A 25271-nucleotide genomic window follows, 5' to 3' on the forward strand; every position below is an offset into this window, starting at 1 on the left:
AATCCATGATATCCATCCATCAATAATGCTGACAACCAATTCCAACTATTGCTACTTCGCGACCAACTGCTCACGCAGTGCTTCCAATGTAGTCAGTGGCGCGCGGCAGACAAAGCCTTCGCAAATATACGCAGTCGCCCCATCCTTCATTCCCATATCCTGAATATGCGGCAGCAACTCCCGCAAAGATTCGCCTGCTTCGCCGCTACTGTTAAACAACAATGAAGCAAACGGACGATACGTCTTTTGCACTTCCGCAATCATATGCTGGTAATCGATATCTTCGATTTTACCAGCCAGTACAATCTCCTCTGTGCCATGCAGCAGCTGCATACCAGCTAACAATAACATCGAATATCCAGCCGGATACTGCTCTACCGTACCTGCAAAAGCATCCAAAATCTGCTCCGCATATCCACGCAATTGCTCATCGCCAGTTACCGCAGACAGTCGTGCCAATGTCCAGGCAGCTACCGCATTGCCAGACGGAATCGCGCCATCGTAAATTTCTTTTGTCCGACTGAGCAATTTCTCACCTTCACTGCCTGAAAAGTAAAAGCCTTGCTGCTCCTCGTCCCAGAACAACGCCAGCAATTGCTCCTTGAGTGTCATTGCGCGCTGCAAATGGATCGCTTCTCCGGTCGCTTCATACAATTCCTGCAAGCCCCAGATCAGATACACATAATCGTCCAAATACGCTTGGTAAGCAACATGTTCATCTCGGTATCGGGACATCAAACGTCCATCCTTGCGGAACATGTTGTTCCAGATAAAGTCGACAGCACGCCGAGCAGCATTCGCATATTCGGGCTTTTGCAGTGTTTTGCTAGCACGAGATAGTGCCGCAATCATCATACCGTTCCATGAAACGAGTACTTTGTCATCTTTAAACGGATGGATACGTTGCTCGCGGTAAGCAAATAGCTTTTGCCGCGCTTCTTCCAGATCGGTACGCAACGCCAATTCATTCAGATCACGCTGCTCCGCAATCTCTGCGGTAGAGGAAGAGATCAGATTCGGAATACTGGCACCTTCAAAATTGCCCTCTGGCGTAATATCGTACACATTGCAATACGTGTGCATATGTTCCAAACCGAGCACTTCCTCAATCTCATCCCGATGGAATACATAAAACTTGCCTTCCTCGCCCTCCGAATCCGCATCCTCCGCCGAATAAAATGCCCCTTCCGGCGACGTCATATCCCGCAGTACATACGTAAAGACCGATTCCGCAATACGCGCATACTCCTCTTCCCCTGTCAGCCGATAGGCATCCAGATAAGAGATGGATAACAGCGCATTATCATACAGCATTTTCTCAAAATGTGGCACCAGCCACTTCTCATCAGTGGAATAGCGGGCAAAGCCGAAGCCGATATGGTCGTAAATGCCGCCGCGATACATACTATCCAGCGTCCTCCTCACCATATCCAACGCCTGCGGCTCCTTGTACGTGTGTGCATAGGCACTCAGAAACATCAAATGATGCGGTGTCGGGAATTTCGGCGCTCCGCCAAACCCACCATATACCTCGTCAAACGAACTGACAAACGTCTGGTACCCACGGTGAATCAATTCTTCACTAAACTCGCCAGGCTGCGCTTCGCTTTTGTGCTCTGCCATTCGTGCGACGATGGCGTTACCTGTTTCCAGAATGCGCTCGTTCTCATTCTCCCATTTGTCGTGAATCTGAGTGAGCATATCGATCATGCCGATGCGACCATATTTCGTCTGTTTCGGAAAATACGTTCCTGCATAAAACGGCTTTTGGTCAGGTGTGAGCAACACAGTGAGCGGCCATCCGCCCTGTCCGGTAAGTGCCTGACAGTAAGCCATGTACAGATTGTCGATGTCTGGTCGTTCCTCACGGTCTACCTTGACTGGGATATAATGTTCGTTCAGTAACGCAGCAACTTCTTCATCTTCAAAGCTCTCGCGCTCCATGACGTGACACCAATGGCAAGTGGATGTAATCCTCCACTAGGAATAACCGACAGACAGGAATACTGGCTTGCCCTCCCGTTTGGCTTTGGTGAATGCTTCGGTTCCCCATGCCATCCAGTTGACCGGGTTGTGGGCGTGCTGTAGGAGATAGGGGGATTTTTGGTGGATCAGGTTATTGGTATGTTTGGGATTGCCTTGAATAAAGTCACGCATGTGTGATTCCTCCTTGGGGTTGTTATTGGTAATATAACCGAATATGGTAGGAAAGAAAAAGGACCTTGCGGCTGAGTGCAAGGATCCTTTTTTTGCAATACTGGTCACTTATCATATAAGTCTTCTATCTTTTCATTTTTTAAATAATATAATGTTGTAGATAACCTATTATTTCTTTATCAAAAAAACTTATTTCGCGCTTTCTTCTCTATATTACTCATGAGAAAACAAACGATTACCTTTGATTACATATTAAGCATCGATTTACTATAAAATAAAAAGTTCATTCTTCAAAAGGAGCGAATATTAATTTGCTATGTTTTATGGACTTACACTTTTTAGCAAGATCTATGATTTCATCAATATGATTCGCATGTTCAATATCAATTAATCGTTCTTTTAATCTTTTAAGCTCAATTATTAATTTCTCCATATCTTTACTAGCAAAAATATCACAGCTAAAAATCGATATATCTCCTAACATTTCAAATTCATTTTCATCTTGTGGTAAATATTCAGCATTGCCTTCTTTCCCAACACTTTCTAATCGTTCATTATTTGCAGATTCTAAAATAATTTTAAACATATGCACACTCTCCAAAATCTAATTTACCACTAATTATGATAAGGATAATAAGATGATGAATCTTCAAATAAGCAGTTATATACACTTGGTGTATCTTTCTGCAATTCCAAAACGACTGCAGGAACAGCTTGGATCAGCTGGGTATCATCTAATACAGTATATCTTTGGCTATGTAGAATGTTTCTAATCTTTTCATCGTAGATATTTTGATCTGCAAGAAATGCAGTACTTCTACTTTGCAGAGTAATCTGGTTAGCTTGTATTTTATACTTTAAATACTTAACCAACGCATACGGCGCAATCACTGACATCATTACATCGACTCTGTAAAGATTAGCGTTTCTCGCGAGAAATTGTTCAAACTCTTGACTACCTACATGAGAATCTATATCAGATATATTGATACAAATATTAAAACACTTTGAGTAATTAAAATCTGTCACATTCTCTATATGATTATCTTTGAAACATTCCTTATAGCTCTGTAAATAATAGTCTCTGTCCACATAAGATGATAAAAGAAATGATAAACTTCCACTTTTATACACATTTTCTATAGCTCTTATCATGTCTTCCAAAATACTCCTCCCTTAATTAACAGGATAAATTTCAAGAATTGCTTTACGTTTTCCCGCCCACTATCCTCCAATATGAAACTATCCCATCCACAAAGTAGTATGCTCTGTTTTAAATGCTGCTGGTAGCTCTTTGATCAGTAAGTCAATTCTGGAAACCATATAAGTCAGATCATTATTCTAAAGATTATATTCTGCCCAATTTCTTAATTGTTCTAATTTATTAAGAATAGACTGCAAGTGTTCTTTTTTTAATTCTGTTCCATTTCTTACTCGTTTGATCCCTAATTCATCAATTGCAGTTTGCCAAAATTTCGTTAAACATGCTTCGCTTGCAACTGGTAATTCAAAATCTAAATCAAACGAATCATCTTCTTCATTTATTCTGAATACACTGACTGACACCACGAACCTCCATACTGAGCAGAAAAGTGATAGCTCGGATATTTGATTTTAAGTTATAGATCTTGTTGTATTCGCATTTTATAGCAGAAGTGCTGGTACTCAAAATTCTGATTAATATTTTTCAACAAATAGATCTAATTGTTCGATAGATGGGATTACTGTATCTATTGATTTTGAAGCATGAACCCCCATTAGATAATCGTAACCAATGAAAACCTTCATTCTTCTAGGATAAAAGAGATCAGAACCAATATCTTCACGTAGTAGCAATCTGCAAAAAGAGTCTACTTGCGCTATATCAAGCTTATCACCGTCTTTAACGTTATTGTACATTTCTATTATATCTTGAGAATAGAGTACGCAATCTTCTGTCATTTTTAGAAATCTTTCGCATGAGAAAACTTCGTGAAATATTATTGACGGACAAAAAAGGAATATGCAGATACTCCATTACCGTAATTATGGCTTTAATATAGCTATCTTCACTTTTCTTATAGCTCTCAGTTGTTAGTATTTCACCTTCGAATGGCTCACCGATATCACTGATTGAAGTCCAATCTTCTTTTAGATACATTCTTTTTTCATCGCGTAAATTTGGATTGTATTTTGTGATTTGGTATGTATAAAAAAATGAATCACCTGTTCGATTTAAGTTAATATCCTGATGGCAAAATGCATGGATGGCGTACAAAACTTTTTTAGAATCTATTTAGTAAAAATATAATTCGGCAAGAAGTAGAGAAAAAAAAAAAATGTAGATTAGTGAGAAATCCTTTCTCATAAAGGATTCTCAGTTTTCCATTCTACATCCAACTTTGAAAAATCATCTAAAAAAGTACTCAACCTTTTTTCTAATTGATTTATTCCTTTTATATTTTTAATATGAATAGATCCAAGTAGCTCATCGTCACTTACATCCCAATCATTTTCAATATATACTTTTTGTATCTCATATTTTCTGATCCAAAATATAAGTTGTTCGATAGAAGTAGTATTCAAAAACTTCATGGATATAGTCGGTCCTATTACAACAAAAGCTCTTCTACTAGATTGTGTCGCTTTTAACTCTGTTGCCAGTGCATTACCATTGATAAAGTTATTTATTTGTCTCATATCAAACTTTTGCATCATTCATTTCACCTCTCATTTTGCAAAACATTCTGACAATACTATCTTCTGTATGAATCTAAAAATGTGGCAAATCACCGTGCGAATTACCTTCTCCATGTCCCGCAACTTGACTGCAGGAGATACAGAGATTTTTCGCAGATCAGGTTATTGGTATACTGGTGATTCCCTTCGATGAAATTGCATATATGTGATTTCTTCTTGGAGTTATTATTAATAATATAGTCGAATTTGAAGGGAAAGAAAAACACCTTTGCAGATGAGTGCGAAGATCAATCAATACTTGGGGACATGAAATAATTCTTTTTATAAAGTCTATATTGCATTAACTTTTCTCTGAATTAGCATTTTGTTATATATGACTATATTTGTTGAATATACTAAATTGACTATTGATATTCAACAAAGAATTTAGCTTTCAGCTAGGCTTCTTGTTCAATATATTACTCATCTTCTATTTTAGGTACAAAAGGAGAAAGAAAATTATCTTTTTTAATAGATAACTGACCACGCGATAATACATATACTTGAAACTCATTATCAAACCCCTCAGTATCTTCATCATCTCTCATATAAAAAAGACCATACGAACCAGGAGCTTTTTTCGCAATCATATGATATATATTAACAATTTCTAATAACTCTGAAGTCTTTCTATTTAATAAACCTCCAGTTGATAAATGGTACTCTCCATTAGTTGAATAAATATTCAGCATGTGACTATTCCAATTCAAATTAGAAATATGCTGTTTTACTCCTTCAACTATGTCATCCAAATTCCCTTGATCAACTTCATCAACAGACTCGTGTATAGTGATCCATCCATGAAATTCTACCATTTTATACACCTACTTTAATGGTTTGGTATCAATAAAAACATCAACGCCATATCTTTTACTGTATTCATTTCATTTGCTCTCTTACTGTTTTATTTAGCGTATTTAAAGCTGGTTTAGACTGTGCAACAAATTTATCGCTTATAGCATCAAACTCTCTACCTTTGGGATCGTTAGAGAACTTGACTCTTGATTCACCACCAATTCTTTCAGCCAATTTATCAGCTGCTGGATCTGCTTTATTTACTTTAATCAAAGTACCAGAATCGGGATTAGATTCTGTATTTTCTTTCGCTCTATTAGCTTGTTCAATGGCTCTAGTTTCGTTTTGAATCGCTTGTTGGCTTGTTGCACTAGACTCTGGTAGTGCATGCCACCGCGATACATACTATCGAGTGTCTTCCTCACCATATCCAACGCCTGCGGCTCCTTGTACGTATGTGCATAAGCGCTCAAAAACATCAACTGATGCGGCGTCGGGAACTTCGGCGCTCCGCCAAATCCACCGCACAATTCATCGAATGAACTGACAAACGTTTGATATCCACGATGAGCCAATTCCTCTCTAAACTCGCCGAGCTGCGCTGCGCTTCGCTTTTGTGCTCCGCCATCCGAGCGACGATCGCATGGCTTGTCTCCAAAATGCGCTCGTTCTCATTCTCCCATTTGTCGTGAATCTGACTGAGCATGTCGATCATGCCAATGCGACCATATTTCGTCTGTTTCGGGAAATAGGTGCCTGCATAAAACGGCTTTTGGTCAGGTGTGAGCAACATAGTGAGTGGCCACCCACCATGTCCGGTGAGAGCCTGACAGTAAGACATGTATAGATTGTCGATATCCGGTCGTTCTTCGCGGTCGACCTTGACCGGGATGTAATACTCATTCAGCAGCGCAGCAACTTCTTCGTCCTCGAAGCTCTCGCGCTCCATGACGTGACATCAATGGCAAGTGGATGTACTCCTCCGCTAGGAATAACCGACAGACAGGAATACCGGCTTGCCCTCTCGTTTGGCCTTGGTGAATGCTTCGGTTCCCCATGCCATCCACTTGACCGGGTTGTGGGCGTGTTGTAGAAGGTAGGGGGATTTTTGGTGGATCAAGTTATTGGTATGTTTGGGATTGCCTTGAATGAATTCGCACATGTGTGATTTCTCCTTGGGGTTGTTATTGATAATATAACCCAATGTGGAGAGAAATAAAAAGGGACCTTCGCGGGTGAGGATATCTACCTTACTAGTTTATATTTATTAGCTTTCGAACCTATCTCAGTTTTGCTCTTTTAAAATTAAATACCTAAATTTTATATTCATATATTAAATTTAAAAACACTATCAACTTAACTTTCAGATTGTTTAATTATACTAGTAGATTTATTCATACTACTATTTCAAAAAGGCTACCTAATTTGATTAGGTAGCCTTTTTTATAATTTTGTTAATTAGATACAAGAATGAATTGTGCTAAATATATAAATTCAAATCAAAAAAAAGTATCAAATGGTAAATCAAACATTTCTAATTCATTCTCTACAACCTTCATTATACTAGCCACTACAATATAACGACAATTTTTAGAAATAATAATTCGAATACTTTCAGGTAGTATATGTTCTCCTAGTTTCTGTTGTATATAATTAATATCTTTTTCCTGAGCTTTTTCTAATTTTACATCTGAAAGATAACGAGGTAATTCTATATAATTTACATCTAAAAACATAATATCAATATTAGTTGTATTGTTGTTGTCATCTTTGATACTTCTTAGTAGAAGTTGTCCATGACTAATGGTGTAATACCATAATTTGAATTTTCTATCGCCAAAAGATTTCACTATTACTAATCCTCCTCTTTTTAATCAAATGGATTTGAAACAACTTTCCCATTATTATACCATGTAATTCTGCCCCAACTTTGTGGACTAGACTGTATTTGAAGTAACTCCCAATCGGTTGCGCCTCCACCACCTCTAGCGGCTCGCGTAACAGCAGACCATGGATTATCTATACCAGTAAGATTAAATTTAATTTCTACATTTGCATCATTCAACTTATTTGTTACTGTAGATTTCCAATTCTCGTCAGGGAAGTTTTTCCATGTTTTAGCTTGTTGATTTGCTGCAAAACCGTCCAAATGTTCTGAGAGACCTAAAGCAAATTTTTCAGAACTGTTTACACCTTTTTGAACTACAGAAGCTACGCCTTTAGTAACAGCTTTGCTACCAATTCCTACTCCACCTGTTATTACAGAGTCAAAAACAAATCCAGTCCATGTATTGTCTACATGAGCTCCACCATCCCCAGTGCTATATGGAGTCGACTTTCCTGTAGTATAGTTCATTTTATTTACAACTTCATAATCGCCACTTGAAAAACGTATTTTTACAGCCTTATTGTGCGCCGCTTGCATTCCAGCAACGTCACCACGTTTTTTTGCATTATTAAACTCTTTAGTCGCTTGTTTAACTTTTTTTTGAGAGGCAGCATTTAAGTTGGAATCATCCGCTATCCAGTGCCCAGTTGGATCCACATAAATCATTGGATTGTTATGCACATATGAATACCCATTCATACTGAGCGGACTATTCATTTGTCGTTCATAACTATCCTCATTTAAGAATGATTCTAGACTTGGATCGTAGTACCTTGACTTCAAATAACAAAGACTTGTATTAGCATCATACGTCTCGCTAGTATATTTAAAATCATTAGCTATTGTGTCTTTCTGCTGCGTTAGATTGCCCAACTCATCATAATGATAATTATTCACGATAATACCATATGTAGTAATGACCTGTACGGCATCACAATAATCATTGTACAGATAATAATCTGTCTTCACTAATATTCGATACGGATGTCAACGCATTTTGTAAATCATAATACAGCTATATTACATCTTCTATCTACATAAATGCCTTCAATCAATTAAAAAGTATATATTGCTTTAGTTGCGAATTGAAATCTATAGTATACATTCTTCGGATCAATAAATTTAATATCCAACCTACTACATATAAAACTATCCAATTCACAAATTAGTATGCTCTGTTTTAAATGCTGTTGGTAACTTTCTCATAAGCAAGTTGATTATGGAAACCATATAATTCAGGTCATTGTTCTGTAAATTAGATTCCGCCCAATTTTTTAATTGTTCTAATTCATGAAGCGTAGACGATAAATGCTCGTTTTTTAGATCTATACCATTTTTGATTCTAGTAATTCCCAATTCATCAATTGCAACTTGCCAAAACTTTATAAAAAACTCTTCTCTTGCAATTGGTATTTCAAAACCTAGTTCAAACGAATCATCTTCTTCATTTATTCTAAATGCACTGACTCACACTACAAATCTCCAAACTGAATTAAACAAGTATAGCTCGGATATTTCATTTTAAGTTGTATATCTTGTTATACTCGCATTTTATACCAGAAATGATGATGGTACTCAAAATTCTGATTAATTAATATTTTTCAACAAATAGATTTAATTGTTCGATAAACGGTATTATTGTATCCATTGATTTTGAAGTATGAAATCCCATTAGATAATCATATCCAATGAAAATCTTCATTCTTCTAGGATAAAAGATATCAGAACCAATATCTTCACGTAGTAACAATCTGCAAAAAGAGTCTACTTGCCCTATATATAGCTTATCGCCGTCTTTGACCTGATTGTACATTTCTATTATATCTTGAGAATAGAGTTCGCAATCTTCTCTCATCTCTACAAATCTTTCGCATGAAAAACTTCGTAAAATATTATTGACTGACAAGAAAGGAATATGCAAATACTCCATTGCCATAATTATAGCTTTAATATAACTATCTTCACTTTTCTTATAGCTCTCAGTTGTCAATAATTCATTTTCGAATGACTTACCGATATCACTGATTGAAGTCCAATCTTTCTTTAAATACATTCTTTTTTCATCGCGCGCAAATTTGGATTGTATTTTGTAATTTCGTACTTATACAAATGAATCACCTATCCGATTTGAGATAATATCCTACATTCCCATTCCATTTCCATTACCAATATCTTGACTTATATAAGTTTTATTTTTTTGTTGCAGAATATCTTTTGTCTGTTTTTGGAAATGTAATTAGTCTATTCAGCTTACCATAGATATACGTAGAGGTTTGTGCTGCCGCATTCTGTACTTGCTCGGTGACTGCTATGATATTACATTTATTGTCATACTGGTAGCCGTAGACGGACAACACGGTGTCGCTCTTCGTGTTGGTCAGACTACTCAGACGGTTCAGTGTACCATAGCTCATGCTTTCTTGTAACTTGCTGCCATCCGACAAAGTCGGGAAGGTGATTTGTTGTACCTGACCGAGTAACGTGTACGCATATCGTACATTGGCCGTATTCGCTGTGTTCTGGCTTTGTACACCGTTAGTCTGTACTTGCATCAGGCAAGATTTATCGTAACCATAGTTGGTAAAAAAGCTGGTACCATTCAGTATATTCTTTTGATTCGCGATGCGATCCAGTTTATCGATCGTGCTGGTCTGCGTCGCGACTTTGGCATCGTTGATATACAGCTCATAACGATCCGTCAGTGGATTGCCGTGGGCGCTATAGATGCTTTTCGTTTCCAATGTACCGCTCCATCAGCGAGTTGCTGCTGTACGCTTTGAGGTAGGCACTCGTTTATTGCCCGTGCTCATCGTATGTGTATTTCGCTGTTGTTCCATTGCGGTCGATGAGTTGTTCGGTTCATTCGCGTTGGTTACAGGTTGATTGAAATAAACATGAGACTTAGGTTTCTTCAAGAAATCCCACTCTAGTAAAGGGTATTTTGTTATGAGCACTTGAGCAAAATATAAATATCTCCAGCCCATTATCTTTTATTTCCCACACCAAATATATATAATTTTCAATTGCGCTCTAACACAACTGAAAGATGAAAAGAGATACTTTTTAGTATCCCTTTTCATCTTTCATACAATTTATTAACTAATTTAATCGAAAAGCACATAATTATATTTTACATGTTTATTTATAGCGATTAAAAGCCTTACGATCTTCTACAGGTCTTTCTGGATTTATAAGAACCATACTATAATCAAAATTCGGTACTAAGTCTGGTTTATGACGTCGTAAACTCTCACCATCCTCCATAAAAGCTTGTTTTCCTAAATATTCTTTTACTGATTCTCTGATTTCTTTTGGAATATCTTGATAAATAGATTCTGTCAATTGAACTCCTACTATAGAATCTGAAATGTCATGAATTTTGTAAGCAGGTGTATTCAATAATTTCTTATGACCAAAAAGTTTCACGTATGGTTCTCCGAAAATATTCAACCACTCCAGATGTGGATAGCGAACTTCTAAATTAATAGGATCTGATTTAAATTCATGCATTATTTTTATACATCCATATACAGGTTTGAGCAGTTGAATATACTCTAAACACAAGTTCAAAAAACCGGGAAATCCATCTTTTTTATTTAATCGTATAGCATTTACATCAATATTCATAAAATTGAAATGTGTATATTGATTCTTAGTCCATGAAAATTGAAATTCGGCTTTACATTGTTTATTTCTTTTGGCTAAAAATTCTCCTGAAGCCGCCACATTTCTATTATGTGGTAATGCGTTTACTTCTTCATTCATCCAAGTATTTATCATTAAATCAATTTGGTCCCAGTTAATTTTTTTTCTTAATGGTTCACTTCTGTCAAATTTATCTGGAGAAATTTCTGAATTCTTATTCATCAATTTGATGCATTTCTTTGCTATTTCTTCATTTTGCAAATCTTCTAGCGTCATTAAATAAAAACTAACGACAGAATTTTGATTCATCTACTTCACCCCAATTTGAATAATATTAACATTCATACTTTTAGCTTGGTTCAATAAATTTTTTGAGATTTTCACATTACCACTTTCGGTGAATCCGCGTTGGCTATAGTTCATTGGCGTTGTACTTCGTGTACTACATCATTCTTGTATCGATAGCTTCAGGCGGATGCATAAGACGGTATTATATTTAGTGTCATAACAACTCTTCAGAAGTTTGCTTTGAGCGCCCTTTGAGCGCCATACACGCTTTATGTTCTATTAAAAAACCTTGATCAAGTTTCCATACTTGATCAAGGTAGATGATTGAGTTTTACATCAAATAAACTTCTCCCAAACTTCAAATGAAGACAATAAATTTTTTTTAGAATCTCCATCTGCATATGAACTACATATATTAGTAACAATGGTAGGCGGATGGAGTGGTCCACTTTTAAATTCTATTATTGTAGGTCTGTTTATATAAACATAAGACTTGGGTTTTGTCATAAATCCCCACTTTAAAGAAGGATATTTTTTTATAAATACTTCGCCAAAATAGATAGATACATCTACTGCTAATGCAATAGTAGGAGTATCCAATTTCCAATTTTGAATATCTTCAAAGATCCAAGGAGGTAATGTGTCCTGTAATTGTTTTGTTTCATCAGGCGAATAAGGCACTGTGTTAATGCGCATTTTCAGCCAGTTCCAGAGTGGTACTAGAGATTGAGGGGTCATATCAAATTGTTCTATTTTTTCAACCCCTGACTCTTTCATTACATTTTCCAAAATTTCTAATCTGGATGGGATTTCGCTTACAAACCATTCAAAATGTTGCTGAGCTTGTTTTTTGTTCATTTTTTCAAAATGTACAACTTCGAATGGCGGAGTCATAATTGGATATTGAAAAGTCATTTTTTTCCTCCTGTTATTCTCAAATCAAATCTCTAATTTTTTTATTGGTGTTTACATAGAGTATACTGGATGTATTATTCTTTCAAATCATTCATGAATAACATATTTGATTCCATTTTGAGTTAGCAATTGAAGCAATCTTGGATCCGCCCCAACCTTACCAGTTACTCCACTTCTTAGAAAATGCCATGTATAATTTTTGACACTATCATTAGCTACGAGTTCCGCATCTTTCAAAATTTGTGTTTTAGCCACCTGCGAGTATTTCACATAACCAACTTTTGATTCATAGGCCGAACCCTTAACAAGAACATCTATAATACGAGTTCCCATGCTTGTTTTAAAATGTTGCTGCAATTGATTTTCACCAGTAGCTTTTGCTAGACTTGCTACAAAGGCTTCTCCTGCTAAACCACCATAAAAAACTTGTCCATTCGCTACGGCAACAGCAGTTTCTTCAGCAACAGCTGCTCCATATAATTTCGATATTGCTTTTGATATTACTGCTTTCCCTACTCCTGCCCCTCCTGTAATTGCCATATCAAATAAAACACCTGTCCAGCTATGATCTGGATGAGCACCATCATTATCATAAAAAACACCTATTTCGTTACCGTTACTAACAATTTGATCTCCATCATGTAAATAGTCTGATTCAAAATTGCCTGCTTTGGTAGAACAATCGCCAGGATGAGCATTTTTACCATCAGAGGAAGCACACCAATTACCAGTAGGATCAGCATGAATTAGTGTATTATTATGCACATACGTATATACATTTAAACTTAGTGGATTATTTATTTCTCCTTCATACGTATCCTCATTCAAAATCGTCCTTGAGCTGGATCGTAATATCTCGCCTTCAGGTAATACAATCCCGTCTCCGCATCATACGTTTCACCAGCATACTTAAACTCATTGCCTACCGTTTCTTTCTGCTGTGTGAGACTTCCCCACTCATCGTACTGGTAGCTGTTGACGACACTTCCATCCGTACCGATCATCTGTACGACATCTCTATGACCGTTATACAGATAATAGTAGTCCTTCTGGTTCGTCAGATCTTTCTTCACCAGTACTCGATCACCACGTACATAATTGGATACCGTTCCGTTGCTGGCTTTGTCTCCAATGACCTGATCGGCACCATTGTAACTGTACTGCATTACTTTGCTACCCGTTGTTTTCTTAAAGCGTAAGCCATCGGGCAGGTAGTCGAACAGGGTTTTGGCTTTGTCCGTCGTGGCGGAAATGAGCGTGTTTTGCAGATTGTATCGGTAATTGACCGCTGTCTCATCTGCCAGATCACGGGTATCACTTTGCGTGAGACGGTTGCCGCGCAGATCATACCCATATTGCGTTTCGCTGCCATCCACACGTTTTGCGATACTCAATCGGTTTAGCTTGTCATAGCTATACGTAGAGGTTTGTGCTTCCGCATTCTGCACTTGATCAGTAACTGCTGTGATATTGCCGTTATTGTCATACTGGTAGCTGTAAACAGACAACACGGTATCGCCTTTGGTGTTGGTCAGACTGCTCAGGCGGTTTAATGCATCATAGCTCATGCTTTCTTGTAGCTTGCTGCCATCCGACAGTGTCGGGAAGATGATTTGTTGTACCTGACCGAGTGGCGTGTACGCATAACGCACATTGGCCGTATTCGCCGTATTTCGGCTTTGTGCATCATTGGTCTGTACTTGTGTCAGGCGAGACTTATCGTACCCATAGTTGGTAAAGAAGCTAGTGCCATTCAGTGTGTTCTTTTGATTCGCGATGCGATCCAGTGGATCGTATCCGACATCCAAACGAGCGCTGTAACCTGTCGCAGCCGAAGTCAGGCTGGTGATCCGATCCAGTTTGTCAATCGTGCTCGTCTGCGTCGCGACTTTGGCATCGTTGATGTACAACTCATGGCGATCTGTCAGCAGGTTGCCATCAGCACCGTAGATGCTTTTCGTTTCCAGTGTACCGCTCATCAGCGAATTGCTGCTGTAGGCTTTGAGGTAGGCACTTGTTTGTTGCCCGCGTTCATGGTATGTGTATTTCACCGTTGTTCTATTGCGGTCGATGAGCTGCTCGGTTAATCCGCGTTGATTATAGTTTATTCGCGTTTTGCTGCCGGCGGCATCGGCTTTGTCGGTGAGCAGTCCTTGTCCGTTATAGGTTTTAGTGTGCAACGTTTCGCTCTTGCTATTTGTTGATAGTCTAAACTTATAAATCGATAGTAGTAAATTTAATCTGATAATTACTAAAAAAGAGAACCCTTAATCATGTATTTAAACCTGATTAAGAGTCCTTCCTATAATTTACATTCAATAAATTACAAAAACTTGAAATGAATCAAACTAATTTTTAAACAAATTCCTTTTATCTACTGGGTAAAAAATATTTTGTCGATAGTTTATTTTAAAGCTCGTATCTCACTCTTTTCATAAAGCATTGATTTTTTCTTCAATATGCTCTAACTCAGAAAGCAATAATTTTAAATGTTTTTTACTGGCATCGCTATCCAAATTTTTAAAATCAGTTTTCCCTAAAAAAGCCATATATACACTTGCAATCTCTTCAGAAATTTGAGGATCTTCATCTTCGTAATTTGTCTCATAAAATTTATTTATTTCTGTTCTTATACTCTCGTTAAAACCTTTTTTCTCAATACAAAGTTTCAATAAATCAACAATGTATAATGAATCTTCTTTAAAAATCAAAGAATTAGAATCAGAATAATTATTTTTTGATTATTCATAGAACACCCCGCTGTTATAAATAGAAGAATAAATAATAATATCTTCAAATAACTTCACTTCCTCTTTTTTGATCCAATTTTAATATCAAGTGGCGAAGGAGGATATATGGAACTATTTTTCATACAAAATACAACTACACTTTATCAGTGCTTTTAATATTAGATAGAGCTATGTATTCATTTTAAACTAAGTAATTTACTTTTCAGTAAATATCGAATTGCTTCTGAAAAATAAAAATGTCCATGTATAGCTAGATTTAAGCTTATAATGGACATTTTCATTCCGAAAAACATTTTCTATTTACTTTTCAAATCAGATTTTTTATAATCTCAATCTGTTCAAATAGAGAAATTGCATCACTATTTATAGAACTTTTAACCATATGATGTGGATACCTTTTGAACATAGGTGATCCTCCAATATTATCAACATAAGGTCCTTCGTTAGGATCTAATCCCCATTCTGCTGAAAAATTCTGATACGATATAATCACCAATAAAACGACTCGCATAGAAAAAAAAGTCTTTATTGTGATTATTACCCAAAATTTCATCTAACTTTTTTATACTATTTTCTGAGAATATCAACCTATTCTCGTTCATAAAATTTTCAGTCTTACTTTTCCATGACTCTTGATAATAATTTTCTTGTGGGAATTGGGATATAGGCTTTATGCTCTCAAACCAGTCAAGAGCATAATTTTCAGTGATTCTGATAAATTTGTCTAACAAGTTACATAATGATTCTTCATCGGAGTAATAATAATACTCTTCGGTAAAAGAGCAGGCTGTTAGCATAGTACTGCTTACTGACTGTCTTTCCTTATAATAAGTTAGCCTCAAACCCTTTTGTTCCCACTTACCTTTATCAATTTGAATAGTCTCCTTAATACCCTTTGTCTCTCTTATAAACAACCATAAGGGTCCATCTTTTTCATATTCAAATCCCCATTCAGAAAATTTATTTAGTAGTTTTGATTTGATGAAATTAGTAAGATTCATCGGAAACCTCCAAATTAAGGAATGACCGGAATAACCGGAATAACCCAAGGCGTAAAGCCTCCATTATATTTATTACCTCCTATTGGAGGTAGCCCATTTGGTAAAGGTACACCATCTGGATGATAGTTTTTAAAACTTTTTTTTATTTTATCCCTTAACTCATTATAATCTGGAACTGTTAATGGCAAATCAGGTGTAGAGTTTGTACGTTTTCTATCCCCATAATATATCATTCCAGGATCTCCCTCAACAGTGTAAAAGGCTATTTCCTTAGTAGGGTCCCATGGATCAATGACAGCTAACCCTTCAGGATTCCAACTTGTTCCTGCTACTGCTATTGCTGGCTTGCCATCTAAACCATTTTTGTTAATTCTATCAATATACTTTTGTAATTGTTGTCTGCCATCTTGGTGTTTTTGCGGATTATTTGCTTCAGACCAAGTAATAGGTTTGAGTTCATAAACTTCATATTTATTCTCTGAAACTTGTAATACATAATCTGCAAAACCAATGTTGCCATTAGTCAAACGCACTGCTTTCTCAGCTTGTGCTTTTTTAGAATAAAAGCTCATATTAACAGTTAAAAAATAAATACCTAATGCATTATGAGCATAGGTTCCATATGCAGTATCTCCAAACTTTGGAGCATGACCTGTAGGATCGCTAAAAATTAGCGGATTACTATTTACGTATGAATAAACATTTAATGTGAGTGGATTATCAATTTCCCCTTCATTGGTATCCTCATTCAAAAACCGTCCCTGAGCTGGATCGTAATATCGTGCCTTCAGGTAATACAATCCCGTCTCTGCATCATACGTTTCACCAGCATACTTAAACTCATTCCCTACCGTTTCTTTCTGCTGTGTGAGACTTCCCCACTCATCGTACTGGTAGCTGTTGACGACACTTCCATCCGTGGCGATCATCTGTACGACATCTCTATGACCGTTATACAGATAATAATAGTCCTTCTGGTTCGTCAGATCTTTCTTCACCAGTACCCGATCCCCGCGTACATAACTGGATACCGTTCCATTACTGGCTTTGTCTCCAATCACCTAACGAGCATCATTGTAACTGTACTGCGTCACTTTACTACCCATTGTTTTCTTAAAACGTAAGCCATCGGGCAGGTAGTCGAACAGGGTTTTGGCTTTGTCGGTCGTGGCGGAAATGAGCGTGTTTTGCAGATTGTATCGGTAATTGACCGCTGTCTCATCTGCCAGATCACGGGTATCATTTTGTGTCAGACGGTTGCCGCGCAAATCATACCCGTATTGCGTTTCGCTGCCATCGGCACGTTTTACGCTACTCAATCGGTTCAGCTTGTCATAGCTATACGTAGAGGTTTGTGCTACCGCATTCTGCACTTGCTCAGTGACTGCTGTGATATTGCCGTTGTTCTCATACTGGTAGCTTGTTGTCCGCGCTCATCGTACGTGTATTTCGCTGTTGTTCCATTGCGGTCGATGAGTTGTTCAGTTAATCCGCGTTGGTTATAGTTCATTGGTGTTTGACTTCGTATACTACATCATTCTCGTATTAATAGCTTTAGGCGGATAGCATCATAGCAATTCTTCAGAAATTTGTTTTGGGTGCTATAGAAGCTTTATGTTTCATTAAAAAACCTTGATCAAGCATCGAAGCTTGATCAAGGTAGACTACTCAATATGTCAGCTAAATAAATTTCTCCCAAAATTCAAATAAAGATAACAACGTTTTTTCTGATTCTCTATCTACATATGAAGTGCACAAATTAGTAACGATTGTAGGCGAGTGAAGTGGTCCTTTTTTAAAACCTATTACTACAGTTTGATTAAAATAAACATGAGATTTAGGTTTTTTCAAAAAATCCCACTCTAGTGAAGGATATTTTGTTATGAACACTTGGGCAAAATAAATAGATACATCTAATGCCAATGCAATCGTAGAAATATCCAGCTTCCAGTCTCTGATATCCTCAGCTATCCATGGAGGTAATCCATCCTGTAATTGTTTTTTTTCATCAGGAGAGTAAGGTACAGTATGGATACGCAGTTTTAGCCAATCCCATAGTGGTACTAGGGATTGAGGGGTCAAGTCAAATTGTTCTATTCTTTGAACACCTGACTCTTGTATTGCATTTTTTAAAATTTCGATTCTTGATGGGATTTCGCTTACAAACCATTCAAAACATTGTTGAGCCTGTTTTTTATTCATTTCTTTAAAGTCTATAAATTCAAATGGTGGCGTCATAATCGGATATTTAAAAGTCATTTTTTCCTCCTGTTATTTTAAACTCAAATCTCTGTTTTCTTTTGTTGATTTCTAAATTCAGTATACCGTTTGTATTATTTCCCAAAAATCACTCGTGTATAATATACTTAATGCCGTTTTGAGTTAACAAATCAAGTAATCTTTGATCCGCTCCAATTTTTCCTGTCACTCCGCTTCTTAAAAAATGCCATGTATAATTCTTAATGTCACCTGAACCTAAGATTTCTGCATCTTTTAAAATTTGTTTTTTGGCAACCTCCGAGTATTTAACATAACCAACTTTTGATTCATAGGCCGAACCCTTAACAAGAACATCTATAATACGAGTTCCCATACTCGTTGAAAACCGTTGTTGTAATTGATTTTTTGCTGTAGCTCCTACTGCGCCTGCTACAAAAGCCTCTCCGGCTAGGCCGCCATAAAAAACTTGTCCATTCGCTACGGCAACAGCAGTTTCTTCAGCAACAGCTGTTCCATATAATTTCGATATTGCTTTTGATATTACTGCTTTCCCTACTCCTGCCCCTCCTGTAATTGCCATATCAAATAAAACACCTGTCCAGCTATGATCTGGATGAGCACCATCATTATCATAAAAAACACCTATTTCGTTACCGTTACTAACAATTTGATCTCCATCATGTAAATAGTCTGATTCAAAATTGCCTGCTTTGGTAGAACAATCGCCAGGATGAGCATTTTTACCATCAGAGGAAGCACACCAATTACCAGTAGGATCAGCATGAATTAGTGTATTATTATGCACATACGTATATACATTTAAACTTAGTGGATTATTTATTTCTCCTTCATACGTATCCTCATTCAAAAATCGTCCTTGAGCTGGATCGTAATATCTCGCCTTCAGGTAATACAATCCCGTCTCCGCATCATACGTTTCACCAGCATACTTAAACTCATTGCCTACCGTTTCTTTCTGCTGTGTGAGACTTCCCCACTCATCGTACTGGTAGCTGTTGACGACACTTCCATCCGTGGCGATCATCTGTACGACATCTCTATGACCGTTATACAGATAATAATAATCCTTCTGGTTCGTTAGGTCTTTCTTCACTAGTACCCGATCACCACGCACATAACTGGATACCGTTCCATTACTCGCCTTATCTCCAATCACCTGATCGGCACCATTATAACTGTACTGCGTCACCTTATCACCAATGGTTTTCTTAAAGCGCAAACCATCTGGCAAGTAATCCAATGTCGTTTTACCATTATCATTCGATACGGATGTCAATGTATTTTGCAGATCGTACACATAGCTTCCAGACTTCGTAGAAGGCAGTGTCTGCGTATCCGTCAACACTTTGCGATTGCCACGCAGATCATAGGTATACGTCGATTCACTTCCGTCTGCGCGTTTGACGCTAACCAGACGACCCAACTTATCGTATCCGTAATTCGATGTTTTTGCATCGCTACCCTGCTGCTGTTCTTGTACGGTCAGAATATTTCCGTTTGCATCGTACGTATAGCGGTACAGTGATAGCGTGGTTCCTCCGCGAGTATTCGTCAAATCAGTCAAACGATTTAACGGATCGTAATTCATGGTTTCTTTCAATACACTACCGTCCGACAGAGTAGGGAAAGTAATTTGCTTAACCTGTCCTAACGGTGTGTAGTCATATTGTACATTCGCTGTCGCTGCGGTTGTACGAGTACCCGATCCGTCGGTTTGAATTTGCGTCAAGCGCGACTTGTTGTAACCATATTGAGTCACAAAACTACTACCTGCCAGTTGATTGGTCTGGCGTTGAATGCGATCCAACGGATCGTAGTTCACACTCAGGCTCGCTTCGTATCCACTTCCACTTGAGGTGAGTTTGGTAATACGATCCAGTTTATCGATGGTACTGGTTTGGGTTGCTGTTTTGGTTCCATTCAAATATAATTCGTGTCGGTCGGATAATAGATTGCCATCACTGCCAAAGATACTTTTCGTTTGCAGTGTGGATCCGTCTTTCCCTTGCAGCAATGCGCTAGTACGTTGTCCGCGCTCATCATATTGGTAGGTGGTAACTGTTCCTTTGCGATCGGTTTGCTGGTTGTTCAAACCGCGGGCATCGTAGGTGAGACTCGACTGCTTACCAGATGTGCTTGTTTTTCCGGTGAGTTGACCTAGTTCATTGTACGTTTTGGAATAGAGTGTTTCACTTTTACCTGTAGTGTCACTAATGACGACACTCGATAGGTTGCCTAAACCATCATACGCATATTTACTTTGCTGATCCAATGCATCCTGCACGTTCGTAAGACGATCTAGACCGTCATAGGTATAGGCTGTCGTTACACCTTTTGCATTCTTATTTCCGTTCGGGTCTGTGTACGTCAAAACATTGCCTGTGAGATCATACGTATACGTTTCTTGAATCGGGTCATTGCGAGTGACCGATCCGTCTCGGAAAGCGACTGTTTTCAGTGCATTTCCGTAATTATCAAAGGTTTGTTCTATTGTGTTCAAATGAAGGCTACGGTTATCCGAATTATCGCGATAGGCAGATACATTCGCTGAAGCAATAGCAAACTGGTTCACTTTATGCTGTGTTTTGTGAGCAGCTGTGATGTACAGATTGCCTTCGGCATCAGTAATCTCCGTTTGATTATTCCATGCGTCATATGTCGCTGTTTGCGTATTACCCAGTGCATCCGAAGCATATACGGTGCGTCCCCATGCATCCGGGTGATACTGGGTACGTGTCCAACCGTTGTTCTCATTATACGTTTCCTGAATGCGTGGATTACCCAATCCATCGTAATAAGCTGCCTGGCGATTGAGCAGTGTAACCGCTCCAGTAGCTGTATTGGTATATTGTCGCTGCTGCTCTACCCGCAGAGTTAGTATGCCTTGATTGACAGAATCGGCATTTTCACTGTATGCCCGATTCGTATAGGTGTATTGATCCTCGATGGTATACACGGTTCCGTCCAGATTGGTCATGGAAGGCAATTTCACTTTCAGTGGACGTCCCAGTGCATCATAACTGGTTGTTGTTTTGTTGCCCTGACTATCGGTTTGTTCCATGACACGACCGGTGCCAAAATCGTATTTCGTCGTTTGACGAACCGTTTGTGCATCTTTGCCGGGATTTGTAAGCACTTGTGTCTGTTCCGTTGGATACGCATACTGATAGTCGGCGCTAAACACAGTCGACGTTTGCGTAGATACGCCGTCGCGTACACGCTGGGTTGCTGTTACTTTTTGAATCTGACGGCTGTCAGCCGGAGAAGGTTGATAGCTATAATTGATCGTTTCGCCAGCGGCATTGGTGGAGCTTTGTAGTCTACCATCTGCGTTATAGGCATATTTTTCTTCCAATGTCGTATTGGCATTTTGATACCACTTTTTGCTGATTACTTGTTTGTATTTGTCTTCATAGCTATACGAAATGGTGTGTTGCTGTTTGAGCGCAGCATTATTAAACTCACTTTCTGGCATTACATCTGTTTGGCTGGCTACTAGACCCCAATCGTTATAAACCGTTTCATTAAAACTTGTTGTTGCGCCGTCAGCATCCTGTTCTACTGTTTTTTGCAAGGTAGGAGTAAGGGTAAACACTCCATGAAACGCTTCATTGGTTACTTTTTTCTTGTAGCCATCTCCGCCTACTTGTTCTGTAGATACAACTTTATTTTCACCATCAAAGGTCGTAGTGACTTCTAAACGATCGGTTGGTTTGCTTCCTTGTTGAATGGCTGTAGACGAATAAAAATAGGTTTTAGGAATCGTTGCTCCCATATAATGCTGAAAATCACCATTATAGCTATACTGGACTTGGTTAAAGGCTTCGGTTTTATCGTTCGTGGCTCCTTTATATAATTGATCCCATCTGGAGAAGATACGGTAATCTTCGGAGCTTCCTTTTTTGCCCATATCATGTAATGCTTTTTCATACATATAGGTAGTGATCATTCGCGGATACTGAATGCTATCCATAAGTATATACGGCGTTTCAATTCCGGATATTTCCAGTGGGTAGTAGTTATTCAAAGTAAAACGAGCTGTTTGTACATTATAATTAAAATAGGTTACTTCCTTGTTCACATTGGTAACACTTTGCAACACTGGTGCATAGCCATCACTTACTGTATTAGATTGGAGCTCAGTTCTTCCTTTCGTGTAGGTGACCTGCTGAATGAGTTGTTGAGCAGAATCTTTGGCAATAACACGAATGTCTTCGTGACTAAAGTCAGCGGAACGCAAATTAGAATCGTATTGGAATTCGATGATCCGACCTACACTATCCGTAATTTGAGAGATGACTTTGCTTATTTTATCATTGTAAAGCTGACGATCTTGATAATAGAAGGTCTGGGTATTGCCATAGCGATCCACAATACCTAGCAATCTTCCATCTCTGGTAAAATACTCATGAGTCAAGTTAGCATGCTCCGCATAATAGTAAGATACATCCTGTCCATTCGAAAATGCGCCTTCTTTGATATTAATACGTAAATCTTTACCTTGATATTGCCAGAGCCACGTCGTCGCTTCGGGTTCACGCCAATTGACATACGACATGATTTGATAGCTGGCTCCCTCTCCATTGTTATAATATAGACTGTTTTCTAAGGATGTAATCGATGGGAAACGAAATGACCACCCCAGTCCAAGATCATATGCAGATAACATATTGTTTTGTTTGGATATATACCCTCTACCTTTTTTGCCTGCTACGCGCCTGTAGGGAGAGGATTGGTTAGAATCGTACATAATCCCAATATCCAGATCCAACCCATCGCGTCCAGGGAATGACATTTGAGTGGATTTCCAAGTCAACCCGCCACTTGCCGGATCAATGTTTTCACTATTCGGATCGTGATCAGCAAATTGTTGCTGTTTGGCTTGACTGATAGAATGTTTATAAATTAAATGGTTTAGAATGCTAGTATAGTCATCTTCTAAATCATCTGAATTGGAACTTGCCGAGGAAGCTAGTGCTTTGGGCATAATTTTAGCAAATGAATTGGAATTTATAGACGTTGTAAGCAATCTACTACTTATTGCTTGCGCCTGATTATTGTAAACATTTCCAATTACAGTATCTGGGATGCTTACTACAGGTTTCAGGTACTCTTTTTTGATTGTTTGCCAATCTTTTCCGCTTTCTTTTTCATCCCACAGCGTTTGCGGTTTGACTGCAGTTTGTTGTACGAGATAAGCTAGCCAGTAAATATCCAGCAGATCGGCGCCATCCCAAATGAAGGTTTCCAATTCGGATTTGGTCAGAATAGAGTTTTTTACATCTGTATCCACGTCGCTATCCGTGCCTGCATCCTGTGCACCACCTACGCTTTGCATATGCACAGCAGACTGTTCGGATGGAGTGCTCTCGGTACGAAGAGTAGCCGAACGGCTCTCTGCTGTTGGAGTTGCAGGCAATTCATCCAGCAACGCAGCAATTTCATCAAGTTCTGCTTGCTGATTATCGTAGGTAGCTTCTGTTACTGTCTTGGCTTCTGCCACTAGATGCTCAGGAGCTTCTACAATTGGTGCGGCTACACTTGCTGGAATGGCAAGCGTTGATGCGGTTGAACTTGTGTCAGACGCAGCATAAACAGAATAGTTCGGATAAAGTGTACCGATACATAATACTATAATCATCCATATCAAAATGCTCTTTTTTGTTACTTGATGTATCTTCAATAGTAATGCTCCCTTATATTAAAATTATATTTAGTTATTTATCAAGAGCTTAAAACAGCTGTAAATATTGCACTTGTTTTTGTTATTACATTTGCCATATTTGTAATTTGAATCTCAACTGTATGATTGAACTGCCCGGGTACCACTACTTTTTTCCCTTTATTGTTTTCTTTTTTACGTGGAGTTCCTTCGGTCTTTATGTCAATATTACCAGTCGAATAACCAGCCACATGATTGTTATAATCTGGATATACTTTGTATACATCCTCACGAGAACCACCCATGTTAGCACGCCCGTGATATACGCCGTCAATGTACACTTCAACTTTTTGGATACCAACTGGATCTAAGTACCATCCATACAGTGTAATTGTTCCATTGGATTGAGCAGAAACTTGGGTCACTTGATCCAACATGATCATAGTAGACAAATTAGCTTTAGCAGGCACCGGAACTGGAGGTGGTACAACAGATGGGTCCGGCGGTGGGGCTGGTGTAGGAGCCGGTGTTGGCGTCGGCGCTGGAGTTGGTACAGGAGGAGCCGGGTTCGTAATACTGCTGTAATCTCCCTTTTCAACAGATTTATTAATCATGTTGCCGTTATCATCGTAGCTTAATGTCACCTTTTCATCGCGACTATAGATTGTGGTCAGACGTCCATCCGCATCGTATTCGTATATTCGTTTCGCAGCATCAGCTGCGTATGTATGCGCACTCCAGACGGTAGACAACCCTAGGATCAGGCTGCATGCCATTACGATGGATTTTTTAACGATTCGTCCTCTCTTTTTTCTCGTACAGCTTCTCTCGTTCTTCGTCGCAGAATATTCTGCTTGTCCCGTGTTTCTCAAAACAACGCCTCCATTTGATTTGCACTCATCACTTCGCAATGATTTCCATTTGTCTATGTTTATATAGAAATTATTCCTTATAAAAGTGATTGCTAAGTAATTATAATAGAGGTTTACAAAAATGAATATATTCGACTTTATGAAACTTTTTTATGTATACAAACCATCATATGGAAATAGTATTTACAATATACTTAATAAAATATATGCAATCATTTGTGCTATATTCTAAATGCACTAGCTAAATCAAAAGATTAACGTTTAGCACTTACAAGTCTCCAAATAGACTGTAAATCGCTTCGATTTTCCATAAATTACAACGCGTTTCACTTCCTCCTC

At 38.2% G+C, this 25271-nt stretch carries 21 protein-coding genes and 2 pseudogenes; all 23 read right to left on the reverse strand.

The annotated features are described in order from the left end of the window. Positions 1 to 51: 51 nt before the first annotated feature. Positions 52 to 2157 (reverse strand): annotated as a pseudogene (locus ACE3MZ_RS13555) (thioredoxin domain-containing protein). Between the two features lie 283 nt (positions 2158 to 2440). Next, complete coding sequence (locus ACE3MZ_RS13560; RefSeq protein ID WP_411342688.1) at positions 2441 to 2743, reverse strand: hypothetical protein; 303 nt, start codon at positions 2741 to 2743, stop codon at positions 2441 to 2443. 29 nt (positions 2744 to 2772) lie between these two features. Further along, positions 2773 to 3321: a hypothetical protein gene (locus tag ACE3MZ_RS13565; RefSeq protein WP_411342689.1), complete on the reverse strand. Its 549-nt coding sequence runs from the start codon at positions 3319 to 3321 to the stop codon at positions 2773 to 2775. Positions 3322 to 3498: 177 nt separating this feature from the next. Beyond that, positions 3499 to 3723, reverse strand: coding sequence for a hypothetical protein (locus tag ACE3MZ_RS13570; RefSeq protein WP_411342690.1), 225 nt, complete (start codon positions 3721 to 3723; stop codon positions 3499 to 3501). Between the two features lie 777 nt (positions 3724 to 4500). Further along, complete coding sequence (locus tag ACE3MZ_RS13575) at positions 4501 to 4854, reverse strand: hypothetical protein (protein WP_411342691.1); 354 nt, start codon at positions 4852 to 4854, stop codon at positions 4501 to 4503. A gap of 440 nt (positions 4855 to 5294) precedes the next feature. Further along, entirely contained in the window at positions 5295 to 5690 is a 396-nt protein-coding gene (locus ACE3MZ_RS13580; protein WP_411342692.1) for an Imm7 family immunity protein, read from the reverse strand. 64 nt (positions 5691 to 5754) lie between these two features. Further along, a complete protein-coding gene (locus ACE3MZ_RS13585) occupies positions 5755 to 5943 on the reverse strand; it encodes a restriction endonuclease fold toxin (RefSeq protein WP_411342693.1) in 189 nt (62 codons plus the stop codon). Between the two features lie 205 nt (positions 5944 to 6148). Continuing rightward, positions 6149 to 6832: pseudogene (locus ACE3MZ_RS13590) on the reverse strand (thioredoxin domain-containing protein). Between the two features lie 337 nt (positions 6833 to 7169). After that, positions 7170 to 7520, reverse strand: a complete 351-nt coding sequence (locus tag ACE3MZ_RS13595; protein WP_411342694.1) for a hypothetical protein — start codon at positions 7518 to 7520, stop codon at positions 7170 to 7172. Between the two features lie 20 nt (positions 7521 to 7540). Further along, the gene (locus tag ACE3MZ_RS13600; RefSeq protein WP_411342695.1) at positions 7541 to 8455 is read right to left on the reverse strand and encodes an RHS repeat-associated core domain-containing protein; all 915 of its coding nucleotides are present in this window, start codon (positions 8453 to 8455) and stop codon (positions 7541 to 7543) included. Positions 8456 to 9149: 694 nt separating this feature from the next. Continuing rightward, the gene (locus ACE3MZ_RS13605; RefSeq protein WP_411342696.1) at positions 9150 to 9611 is read right to left on the reverse strand and encodes a hypothetical protein; all 462 of its coding nucleotides are present in this window, start codon (positions 9609 to 9611) and stop codon (positions 9150 to 9152) included. A 136-nt stretch (positions 9612 to 9747) separates the two neighbouring features. Continuing rightward, positions 9748 to 10299, reverse strand: coding sequence for a hypothetical protein (locus tag ACE3MZ_RS13610; RefSeq protein WP_411342697.1), 552 nt, complete (start codon positions 10297 to 10299; stop codon positions 9748 to 9750). Positions 10300 to 10696: 397 nt separating this feature from the next. After that, the gene (locus ACE3MZ_RS13615) at positions 10697 to 11512 is read right to left on the reverse strand and encodes a hypothetical protein (RefSeq protein WP_411342698.1); all 816 of its coding nucleotides are present in this window, start codon (positions 11510 to 11512) and stop codon (positions 10697 to 10699) included. A 315-nt stretch (positions 11513 to 11827) separates the two neighbouring features. After that, positions 11828 to 12406 (reverse strand): hypothetical protein, encoded by a 579-nt coding sequence (locus tag ACE3MZ_RS13620; RefSeq protein ID WP_411342699.1) that lies wholly within the window; start codon positions 12404 to 12406, stop codon positions 11828 to 11830. 87 nt (positions 12407 to 12493) lie between these two features. After that, positions 12494 to 13234: a hypothetical protein gene (locus ACE3MZ_RS13625; RefSeq protein ID WP_411342700.1), complete on the reverse strand. Its 741-nt coding sequence runs from the start codon at positions 13232 to 13234 to the stop codon at positions 12494 to 12496. Then, positions 13231 to 14586: an RHS repeat-associated core domain-containing protein gene (locus tag ACE3MZ_RS13630; protein ID WP_411342701.1), complete on the reverse strand. Its 1356-nt coding sequence runs from the start codon at positions 14584 to 14586 to the stop codon at positions 13231 to 13233. The genes ACE3MZ_RS13625 and ACE3MZ_RS13630 overlap by 4 nt, the downstream gene beginning before the upstream one ends. Before the next feature lie 252 nt (positions 14587 to 14838). Next, a complete protein-coding gene (locus tag ACE3MZ_RS13635; protein ID WP_411342702.1) occupies positions 14839 to 15117 on the reverse strand; it encodes a hypothetical protein in 279 nt (92 codons plus the stop codon). A 482-nt stretch (positions 15118 to 15599) separates the two neighbouring features. Continuing rightward, on the reverse strand, positions 15600 to 16157 hold the full coding sequence (locus ACE3MZ_RS13640) for a hypothetical protein (RefSeq protein ID WP_411342703.1): 558 nt from the start codon (positions 16155 to 16157) through the stop codon (positions 15600 to 15602). 14 nt (positions 16158 to 16171) lie between these two features. After that, positions 16172 to 17218, reverse strand: a complete 1047-nt coding sequence (locus ACE3MZ_RS13645) for an RHS repeat-associated core domain-containing protein (protein WP_411342704.1) — start codon at positions 17216 to 17218, stop codon at positions 16172 to 16174. Next, the gene (locus ACE3MZ_RS13650; RefSeq protein ID WP_411342705.1) at positions 17219 to 17530 is read right to left on the reverse strand and encodes a hypothetical protein; all 312 of its coding nucleotides are present in this window, start codon (positions 17528 to 17530) and stop codon (positions 17219 to 17221) included. Positions 17531 to 17837: 307 nt separating this feature from the next. Next, the gene (locus ACE3MZ_RS13655) at positions 17838 to 18416 is read right to left on the reverse strand and encodes a hypothetical protein (protein WP_411342706.1); all 579 of its coding nucleotides are present in this window, start codon (positions 18414 to 18416) and stop codon (positions 17838 to 17840) included. An 88-nt stretch (positions 18417 to 18504) separates the two neighbouring features. After that, on the reverse strand, positions 18505 to 24039 hold the full coding sequence (locus ACE3MZ_RS13660; protein WP_411342707.1) for an RHS repeat domain-containing protein: 5535 nt from the start codon (positions 24037 to 24039) through the stop codon (positions 18505 to 18507). 83 nt (positions 24040 to 24122) lie between these two features. Then, positions 24123 to 24932, reverse strand: a complete 810-nt coding sequence (locus ACE3MZ_RS13665; RefSeq protein WP_411342708.1) for a hypothetical protein — start codon at positions 24930 to 24932, stop codon at positions 24123 to 24125. Between the last annotated feature and the right edge of the window lie 339 nt (positions 24933 to 25271).

This window comes from Paenibacillus sp. WLX1005 (assembly GCF_046603685.1).
In the GTDB taxonomy this organism is placed as follows: Bacteria; Bacillota; Bacilli; order Paenibacillales; family Paenibacillaceae; genus Saccharibacillus.

Bases quoted from the DNA above. Each gene is read 5' to 3' on its own strand.
- ACE3MZ_RS13560 (WP_411342688.1), bottom strand. From the start codon at position 2,743: ATGTTTAAAATTATTTTAGAATCTGCAAATAATGAACGATTAGAAAGT.
- ACE3MZ_RS13575 (WP_411342691.1), bottom strand. From the start codon at position 4,854: ATGATGCAAAAGTTTGATATGAGACAAATAAATAACTTTATCAATGGT.
- ACE3MZ_RS13580 (WP_411342692.1), bottom strand. From the start codon at position 5,690: ATGGTAGAATTTCATGGATGGATCACTATACACGAGTCTGTTGATGAA.
- ACE3MZ_RS13605 (WP_411342696.1), bottom strand. From the start codon at position 9,611: ATGTATTTAAAGAAAGATTGGACTTCAATCAGTGATATCGGTAAGTCA.
- ACE3MZ_RS13615 (WP_411342698.1), bottom strand. From the start codon at position 11,512: ATGAATCAAAATTCTGTCGTTAGTTTTTATTTAATGACGCTAGAAGAT.
- ACE3MZ_RS13620 (WP_411342699.1), bottom strand. From the start codon at position 12,406: ATGACTTTTCAATATCCAATTATGACTCCGCCATTCGAAGTTGTACAT.
- ACE3MZ_RS13640 (WP_411342703.1), bottom strand. From the start codon at position 16,157: ATGAATCTTACTAATTTCATCAAATCAAAACTACTAAATAAATTTTCT.
- ACE3MZ_RS13655 (WP_411342706.1), bottom strand. From the start codon at position 18,416: ATGACTTTTAAATATCCGATTATGACGCCACCATTTGAATTTATAGAC.
- ACE3MZ_RS13660 (WP_411342707.1), bottom strand. From the start codon at position 24,039: ATGATTATAGTATTATGTATCGGTACACTTTATCCGAACTATTCTGTT.